Source organism: Azospirillum sp. OGB3, from assembly GCF_014192915.1.
Lineage (GTDB): Bacteria > Pseudomonadota > Alphaproteobacteria > Azospirillales > Azospirillaceae > Azospirillum.
The window spans coordinates 46,568-54,414 of the sequence record NZ_JACHYN010000027.1 but is presented as its reverse complement, the minus strand read 5'-3'; the positions used below and the strand labels follow the sequence as shown (position 1 = coordinate 54,414).

The window sequence follows — 7,847 nt, the reverse complement described above, 5'->3', positions numbered from 1 at the left end:
GAACGGCTATCCCGCCAGCCGTGTCGCCGACCTGCTCCCGTGGAACTGGAAGCCGGCCGTCAACGCCTGATCCGGTGCGATCACGCTCCGCTTACTTTAATGGAGCCCCACCATGGGACGCGGACGCCCGATCATCGGCACCCCGGAGGAAGCTGCGGAGCGTCGACGCCGGCAGACGGCCGACAGGGTTCGGCGTCTCCGGGAGCGTCGCCGGGCTGAAACCATCACCGCGGCTCCAGCGACGGCACCGATCCCAGCCGCACCACCGGCCAGCCCAGCCCGTGACATGGTCGGGGAGCGCCTGCAGCAGCTGGTCGAGAGCATCGAGCAGTTGGAGCGGGAGTTGGCCGGATTGCGGACGCGCAATCCCGCGCTCAAGGATGCCTACGCCGCTGAGCGGCGGTCGGTCCAAGAGGATCTACGGCGGGTGTGGGGAGAGGCGGAGACGGCGGGCTTCAGCGTCGAGGCGCTACGCGAGGTCATCCGGCTCCGCGCCATCCCGCCAGCCCGGCGGGCCGAACTGGAGGCCTCCGTCAGCGTCTACCGGCAGGCGCTTGGGATGTGATCCGGGCGGACAGCACGCTCAATTTCTCACCTATAGCCGGCAACGGCGTTCTCACTTATGCCGGAAACGGACACTTACTCGTCCTTGCCGCGCTTGGCCAAGCTCTGATTCAGGGCGTTGATTCCCAACGAAAGCTGGTTGAGGGAGTCGATCATGCGTGTCTGCTGCACCTGCTCACGCACCCCGCCGCTTCCGAACGTGTTGGCCAGAGACTGCGCGGCCCCGCCCAAACCGGTTCGGCCGAAAGCCAGGCCGGCGACCCGGCCGGCGGTTCCGGCCATCCAGCTGGCGCTGTTGCGCCCCCACCCCATCATCTTGGCGGCGGCGAACTGCCCGGCTCCGACTACCGCCGCCGCGGTCGCCGCGCTGTCCGAGGCGCCGGACAGGTTCGCCGCGATCTTCGGCGCCAGCAGGTGCAGCAGCACCGACATCAGCCCGATCAGGAAAGCGGCCCAATAGGACTTGGTGCACACGAAATGGTCGGCAAAGCAGAGCTTGTCCGCCGCCATGTCGGCCGCTGACTGCGCCTGCGCCGCGGCATTTTCCGCCGTCTTCTTGTCGCAGTTGGCCTCGATTTGCTTCAGCGTTCCGCTCCACAGGGAAAAGGGGTTCCGACCGCTCGCCTGCTCCTTAGCAACGGCATCGGCGACGCAGGTGCTGCTGCTCACGCCGATCGCGTATGCCTGGTAAGCGGCGACGTTGCCGGCGTACTTGCTCAAGACAGAGCCGGTGAATCCCATTGCCATGCCGGCGAAGATGATCGTCAGCGCACCGGTCAGCAGAAGCTTCAGACCGGACCATAGGATGCCGCGGGTGGCGTCGAAGACCAGGAAGAGCAGGATGACCGGTGCGGTGCCGCTGAGCGCCAGGAAGTAGAACATCGCCTGGAGCAGGAAGGCGCCGAACACGCCCAGCACGAAAAGATAGGGAAGCGCGAGAAGCCCCCACGCCGCCATGTCGGCCAGACCGGCGATCGCGTCGAGGCCGGAGAGCCGCGCCCAGTTTTCGGCGGCCGTGCGGATCGGGCTGAAGCCGACGCACTCCACCCCGTACCACAATGCGGCGTAGGTGCCGCCGCCGCCGGCCGAGGGGGCGCCGCCGCACAGCTCCACGCCCTTTCCGATGATCGTCTGGGCGACGCTGAGGGCGGTCGTCTGCATGCCCACGATGACGGTTTCGAACATCCAGGTCGCCCCGCCCCGGCTGAGGAAAAAGCCGATGCCGATCAGAACGGCGATGAGCTTGAGCGACCGTTTCAGAAACTCCCGCGTCGCCTCCTCGTAGAGCATGAACTGGAGCATGGTCCACACCACCAGATAGGTGGCGAGCAGGCGCGCGAACGCGTTGGCCGGGCCGACGAGCGCATCGAAGGAGGTGCGGGCAAAGCCCCCCGTGCCGGTGCCGAACCCCAGGGTGTAGAGCTCGGTGAACATACCGCAGAACAAGCAGGCTTCCGGATTCACGGCAGCTCCTCCGCCGGCTGGGGGCACAGGGCGCGCACCTGATCGAAAGGATCGGCGGCGGTCGCTGTCGGCGCGTCTGGAGCCACCGCCACCACCGGCGCCCGGGCGGGAGCCGGGCTCGGCTCCGCCGCCGCCGGCCGCCGCGGCTCCGTCGCTTCATCTCCAGGGTGCGGACCGGCGCCAAGGGTTTCATGCACGAACCGGCTCGGGCGGCCGCGGAAGCACACGACGGCGCGGCGGCGCGCGCGCGTGAGCATGACGAAGCAGACGCGCCGCTCATCCTCGACCTGCGCCTCCGTGGCGTTGTCTCCTGGGAAGGCGCCGTCGCTGACGTCGAACAGGTAGGCCTCATCCTCCTCCAGCCCCTTGGAGGCATGACCGGTCATGATGCGGACGCCTCCGTCGCGCGGCTCGAGAGCGGCCTCGACGGCGTCAATCCACGCGCCGAGCGATGCCCAGCCGCGGGCGCCGGAGAGCACCGCCCGGCCGTCCGGCGAGCGGGCGACGGGCGCTTGACGCAGACGCATGCCGAGGCGCTCCCAGAACGCGGCCAGGCGCTGCGCCACGTCGCCCCCCGCCGCGTCGTCGCGCAACGCCGCGAACGCGAGGCGCACGTCGGCCAGCGAGCGCCGCGCCGCCGTGTCGTCGCCGGCAGCGTCCGCCAGGCGATCCAACGCATCTCCGGAACCACGCGCTTGGCGGGCGCGGTCAACGATCGCCGCCGCGAACCCGGGCAGTCGTTGCGCAAGCCGCGCCGCGTCAGCGAAGGCTTCAGGATCGAGGGCGGCTCCCGCCGCGGCCAATGCGAGGTCGAGCGCGTCGCTCACCAGGGGCGCGGTGTTGGCCACAGCGATGCCATGGGCCGCCAGGACGCCGGCGGCGAGGGCTCCGGCGCGGTTGGAGCGGGCCAGCAGCAGACGGCGGGCGGGGCCGCGCGCCTGGATGTCGCGCGCAATCTGCGTCGCCAACCCCGGCAGCGTCTCCGCCGACAGCGTCGCGACCTCGCCGGCGCCGTTGCGCTCCGTCGCCTGGAGCGTCTTTGCGCGGCGCAGCCGGTTGTGCGCGATGAGCCGCGATGCCGCGTCGACGATGGCGCCGCCGCTGCGGTAGTTGACGTCGAGCTCGACGACGGTGACCGTGGGATACCAGTCTTCAAAGCGCGTGATGTGCGCGGGATCGGCGAGGCGCCAGGGGTACAGTGTCTGGTCATCGTCGCCGATGCAGCACAGGTTGGCACCGCTCCCCTCGCCGGCGAGCAGGCGGATCAACGCCCACTGCGCCGGATCGCTGTCCTGAAACTCATCCACCATGACCAGACGGAAGCGGTCGCGCCAGTAGGCGCGCAGGTCGGCGTGTTCGCTCAACAGGCGGACAGCGAGCGTGCACTGGTCGGCGTAATCGACCGCGTCCTCGTCCCGCATGGCGCTGACGTACCGGCCGTAAACGGCCGCGGCGATTCGCCAAGCGAGCGCGTCGGCGTCGGCGGCTTCCTCCTCGTTCGCGCCCGGTGCCGCGCCGGCGTTTCCGGCCATGCGCGCGGCCACCTCCGGCCAAGCGTCCAACGCCGCGTCGCTGGCCACGCCGAGCACCTTGAACGCGGCGATCCGTTCGAGCAGGGCCTCGGCGTCGACCTCCCCGGCCGCGTCGTCCAGATCCATCGCCCCGACGAGTTCGGCGACGATCTCGCGGGCCAGTGCCGGTGCGACGCGGGCGTTGATGAAGCCCAGCCGGTCCTGGTCGCGGCGCACGATCATCCAACCGAGGCTGTTGAGGGTGGTGACGGTGATCGCCTCGGCGGCGCGACGGCCGACCAGGGCGGCGACGCGCTCGCGCATTTCGCCGGCGGCGTCGACGGTGAAGGTCGTGGCGAGGATGGCGTGCGCCGGCGTGTGGCCCGACGCGACGGCCCAGGCCATGCGGGTGACGATCGTCCGCGTCTTGCCGGTGCCAGGCCCGGCGAGCGCCAGCACCGGGCCATCCAGCGTGCGGGCGAGGCGCATCTGGGCGTCGTTGAGGCCCACCAGCGCGGGGGGCACCCACCGTCGGCTGCGGCGGCCCAGCAGGCTCACCGGTTCGCGGCGGCGGCGGCTGGGGTAGAGATCGGCAAGCGCATAGCGACGACGGCTGTGGCTCATCAGGGTCTTCCGCGCACGGGGTCAGGATCGGCCGCCGCCTCGCCCGACGCGACCGGCGCGGATCGCGCGCGCGCCGCGGCGGTGAGCGTCTTCACGGTGAGCGGGTCGAGCCATCCGGTCGCCGTCAAGCCGCGATCGCGCTGGAAACGCTTGACGCTGCCGCGCGTGATCACGCCAAGACCGGCCACGTCCACGGGATAGCCGAGGGTCTCCAGGTCGGCGACCGCGGCGGCTTCCGTGTAGCGGTCGTTGACCGGCGGCAACAGGCGGTAACCGAGCCGCCGGATCGTCGCGGCGAAGCGCGCCAACAGCGGACTGTCGATCCACCCTCGCTCTGCGGCGACCGCGGTGGCCACCGCGAAACCGACCACCAGGCCGACGAGCATGAGGACGTTGAGGACCGTCGTCACGGTGCCGCTCCACCGGAGAAGCACGCCTTCGACCGCCGCGTCGCCATTCATCAGCGCGAGCCCGGCGGCGGCGGCGAGAGCGAAGACGATCAGCCGCAACAGGATCATGCGGGAGTCGCAGCCGGAGCGGCCAGCAGGGAGCGGACGTCGATGCGCCGCTCACGCAGCCTCACCAGCAGCTCCACGACGTCGGGGCCGCGCAGGCCGGCCGCGGTGATCGCGGCCACGGCGCTCTCGTCGAAGCCGGCGGTCGCGGCCGCGACCCCGAGCGCCGCGGCGGGATGGCCCTGGCCGCCCGCCGTCAGGCGATCGACAATGGCGTCGCCGTGCAGGCCCAGAGCGCGAATGGCTTCGAGGCGCCCGCTGGTGAGCCCGAGTTGCATCGCCTCCTCGCCCAGCGCCTCGTATTCGCGACGCAACAGCGCCTTGACGGCGGTGTGCTGCGCCCGCCGCGCGCTGTCGATGCTCCGTTTGACCGCTTTGGCCTGCTCCGCAATCTTCGCGCTTTCCGCGGCGAGGGCGCGCCGGTCGGCGATGATCTTGGCGAAGGCCGCCTCCTCGTCCGTCGCGTTGCGGCCGGGCTTGTAGTCGGCGTCGAGAAGGTGATGGTAGCGCGCCGGCAGCGCCGCACGGAGCTCGGCTTCGCCGGAAAAGCTCTCCGATGGATCGTCCAGCGCAGCCTCGTTCTCGGTCATCTCAACGTCTCAACGGTTGTGGGTTCGCAAGCCCCGGCGGCACAAGACCTCCACGGCACCCCCTATCAATAGCAACAGACCGCAATCACCTCAACCGGCACATTTTCTCATGCGGCGGTGAGCAGTGCGATACTCAATCAAATCCGTATGAATGCAACAAATTCACCGCAGGCCGCCGCGCCGATCTCTGAAAGGGGATATTAGCTCAGAAAGATTCAAAAGGCGCAATTATCCATTTGCAGGCGCACCCGCTCAGGTTAAGGATAATGGCGCGAGGTATCCAGCACCGCGCCATTGGTCGCACGAGCGGCGGGGTGGTGAAGGCTTGAGGCGGTCATGGTCGCCTCCACCCGGCAGGCAGGGCGACGGAAACGGAGCGGCGTCGATGCGCACGGAGCGCGTGAACGAATGGGACGAGGACTGGCGCCTCGGGCGCCTCGCCGAAGACAACGACGGTGAGGTGCTGAAGGCGTTGAAGGGGCGGATGTTCGCGTCCATCCCACGGCGTGGCTACGCCGCGTCGGCGCACCGGTCGTCACGTCCGGTTTCCGGCGACGGCCGCACGGTCTGCTACGTCCGTGTCGAGAGCCGACGCAAGGGCGTTCGTGGCGACCGCGAGGCGGCGCTTCAGGCCGCGCGAGCGCAGCACGCCGGTCATCGCGTTTATGTGTTCCCGCCGCGGGGCGAGGGGGCGGCGGCGCGCGGCGCCGGCGCGATCTGGGACCGCCGGGTCGGCGCGCATTACATGCGGCCGGGGACCGCCCCGGACGCGTGGGTGTCCGACGGCGCCGAGCGGGCCTGGACCGCCCGCGAACGGTCAGCCCGTGGGCGCTCCGGGGATGGACTTGCCATGGCTCATCTCCGCTACGTCGAGCGCGGCGGGGACGACGAAGCCGAGGACCTCGTGTCCGACGAGGAGGGCGTTCTCGTCGTTTCCAACGTCGGCGCGTCGCTCGGGGAGCGGGCGGCCTTTTGGGAGAGTTACGAGCGGGATTTGGTCCGCCAGGGTCAGATCAGCCACCTGCGCGTGGTGGCGGAATTGCCGCATCGTCTCGACGCGCCGGCCTTGCGGCGGACCGTCGAGCGCATGGCGGCGGAGTTCACCCGCCGCGGCCTGCCCCACGTCGGGGTCGTGCATCGGGCATCCGGGCACGGCGACGCGCGCAACGTTCACGTCCATTGGCTTCTTGCCGACCGGGCGGGGACGGTCGGGCCGGACGGCTGGCGGTTTCCGGAACGCAAGGATCGCGCGCTGCGCGGTCCCGCCTTCGTGGCGTGGCTGCGCGAATTGCACGCCGACGCCGTGAACGGTGAGCTGTCCGCGCTGGACGCGGTTCGGTCCCGGCCGGAGCGCGGTTCAGCGCCCCCGGAGGAGGAGGTTGCCTGGCGGCGGTGGTACGCCGGCGCTTACGTCGATCTCGGCATCGACCGCACCAGCCAGATCCACCTTGGCCCCCATGACGCCGCCCTGGAGCGGGCGGGCGTGCCGACCTGGAAAGGCGTGTGGAACGGCGCTCTTGAGGCGCGCTACGAGGCGTTGCGCGCGGCCTCTGAGGACTTGGTGCTGGTGCGAGACCGGGAATACGCCGCCGATGCGGCGGCCCGCGCACTGGCCGCATCGCTCGGCCAGGGGCCGCTGGAACGCGAAGCGGCCTGGGAGGTGCTGGGCGCCGCCTCGGCCGCAGCGGAGGACGCGCAGGCGCTGCATCGCGCCGTGGCGGCGCAACGCGACGCCGAGGCCGCGTGGCGTCGTGGCGAGCGCGCGCGCCGCCGCTTGGCTTGGGCGGAGCGGACGTTGGCCGACGAAAGAGACCCGGTCAAAGCCCGCGCGCTGCGCGCCGCGGCGGCGGAAGCTCGCAGTGCGCTGAACGCCCTGGTTCCCGCCGGCGCGGCGGCGGCGCGGGACGCCGCCCGCGTCCACCGGACCGTGCTGGCCGCGCGCACCGGAACCTCACGCGGCCTTCTCGACCGGTCCATCGCCCGGCACGCGCGCGAGCGCCTGCTTGGCGCCTACCAACGGGCGGAGGAGCGCGAGCGGCGCCTCCGGCGCCTCCCCGCGGTGCGCGACCGCCTCGCGGCCGCCGTCACGCGAGTCACCGCCCTTGGTTTGCAGGCCGACCGGGTGTCCTGGCTCGGAGCCGACGGCGACGCCATCGTCCGCGCGGCAGCGCCTCATGCGGCCGCGGACGCGGTGGCGTGGGCGGGTGACCGCCTGCGCGCGGCCGGAGTGCTCGTCGGTGACACCGCCACGGTCGCCGACGCGGTGCGGGCGGTCGGTGACGTCCTCCGCTTGGAGCGTCTGCTCGCGTCCCTGGAGCTCGAGCGGCAGCGCGCGCGGCGGCGCGATCCGGCGTCCGAGCGACGGCGGGCGGAAGAGGCGATCCGTGCCGACGCCGAAGCGCTCAGCCTCGCCGTCCAACGCGGGTTGATCGGCATCGACACGCGCGGCCACGGGCCGGACCAGGGGGCTGAGGGTGCGTTCATCCCTCCCCGCCCTCGCGGCGGGGTCGAACGCTGACATGGCTGACGTACGCAGTAACGTGTTTCTAAGAGCGATGCAAAACGGCAGTGGTGCGTGG

At 71.2% G+C, this 7,847-nt stretch carries 6 protein-coding genes; 2 read left to right on the top strand and 4 right to left on the bottom strand.

The genetic code is table 11. The annotated features are described in order from the left end of the window. Window positions 1-286 precede the first annotated feature (286 nt). A complete protein-coding gene (locus tag FHW79_RS29980; RefSeq protein ID WP_183182303.1) occupies window positions 287-565 on the top strand; it encodes a GapR family DNA-binding domain-containing protein in 279 nt (92 codons plus the stop codon). A 74-nt stretch (window positions 566-639) separates the two neighbouring features. Here the strand turns inward: FHW79_RS29980 and FHW79_RS29975 are convergent, their stop codons facing one another. Genes FHW79_RS29975 through FHW79_RS29960 form a run of 4 tightly spaced genes read right to left on the bottom strand, consistent with a single transcriptional unit; the run spans window position 640 to window position 5,268 of the window. After that, entirely contained in the window at window positions 640-1,998 is a 1,359-nt protein-coding gene (locus FHW79_RS29975; RefSeq protein ID WP_183182302.1) for a type IV secretion system protein, read from the bottom strand. A 26-nt stretch (window positions 1,999-2,024) separates the two neighbouring features. Further along, the gene (locus FHW79_RS29970) at window positions 2,025-4,163 is read right to left on the bottom strand and encodes an ATP-dependent helicase (RefSeq protein WP_183182301.1); all 2,139 of its coding nucleotides are present in this window, start codon (window positions 4,161-4,163) and stop codon (window positions 2,025-2,027) included. After that, window positions 4,163-4,681 (bottom strand): peptidoglycan-binding domain-containing protein, encoded by a 519-nt coding sequence (locus FHW79_RS29965; protein ID WP_183182300.1) that lies wholly within the window; start codon window positions 4,679-4,681, stop codon window positions 4,163-4,165. The genes FHW79_RS29970 and FHW79_RS29965 overlap by 1 nt, the downstream gene beginning before the upstream one ends. Continuing rightward, window positions 4,678-5,268 carry a hypothetical protein gene (locus FHW79_RS29960; RefSeq protein ID WP_183182299.1) on the bottom strand — a complete coding sequence of 197 codons (591 nt, stop codon included), beginning with the start codon at window positions 5,266-5,268 and terminating at the stop codon, window positions 4,678-4,680. Before FHW79_RS29960 ends, FHW79_RS29965 begins: the two co-directional genes overlap by 4 nt. A gap of 385 nt (window positions 5,269-5,653) precedes the next feature. Here FHW79_RS29960 and FHW79_RS29955 point away from each other — a divergent pair, with 385 nt between their 5' ends. Further along, window positions 5,654-7,786: a hypothetical protein gene (locus FHW79_RS29955; protein ID WP_183182298.1), complete on the top strand. Its 2,133-nt coding sequence runs from the start codon at window positions 5,654-5,656 to the stop codon at window positions 7,784-7,786. The last annotated feature ends 61 nt before the right edge of the window (window positions 7,787-7,847 follow it).

Coding starts and splice junctions, on each gene's coding strand:
- FHW79_RS29955 (WP_183182298.1), top strand. CDS start 5,654: ATGCGCACGGAGCGCGTGAACGAATGGGACGAGGACTGGCGCCTCGGG.
- FHW79_RS29965 (WP_183182300.1), bottom strand. CDS start 4,681: ATGATCCTGTTGCGGCTGATCGTCTTCGCTCTCGCCGCCGCCGCCGGG.
- FHW79_RS29970 (WP_183182301.1), bottom strand. CDS start 4,163: ATGAGCCACAGCCGTCGTCGCTATGCGCTTGCCGATCTCTACCCCAGC.
- FHW79_RS29980 (WP_183182303.1), top strand. CDS start 287: ATGGTCGGGGAGCGCCTGCAGCAGCTGGTCGAGAGCATCGAGCAGTTG.
- FHW79_RS29960 (WP_183182299.1), bottom strand. CDS start 5,268: ATGACCGAGAACGAGGCTGCGCTGGACGATCCATCGGAGAGCTTTTCC.
- FHW79_RS29975 (WP_183182302.1), bottom strand. CDS start 1,998: ATGTTCACCGAGCTCTACACCCTGGGGTTCGGCACCGGCACGGGGGGC.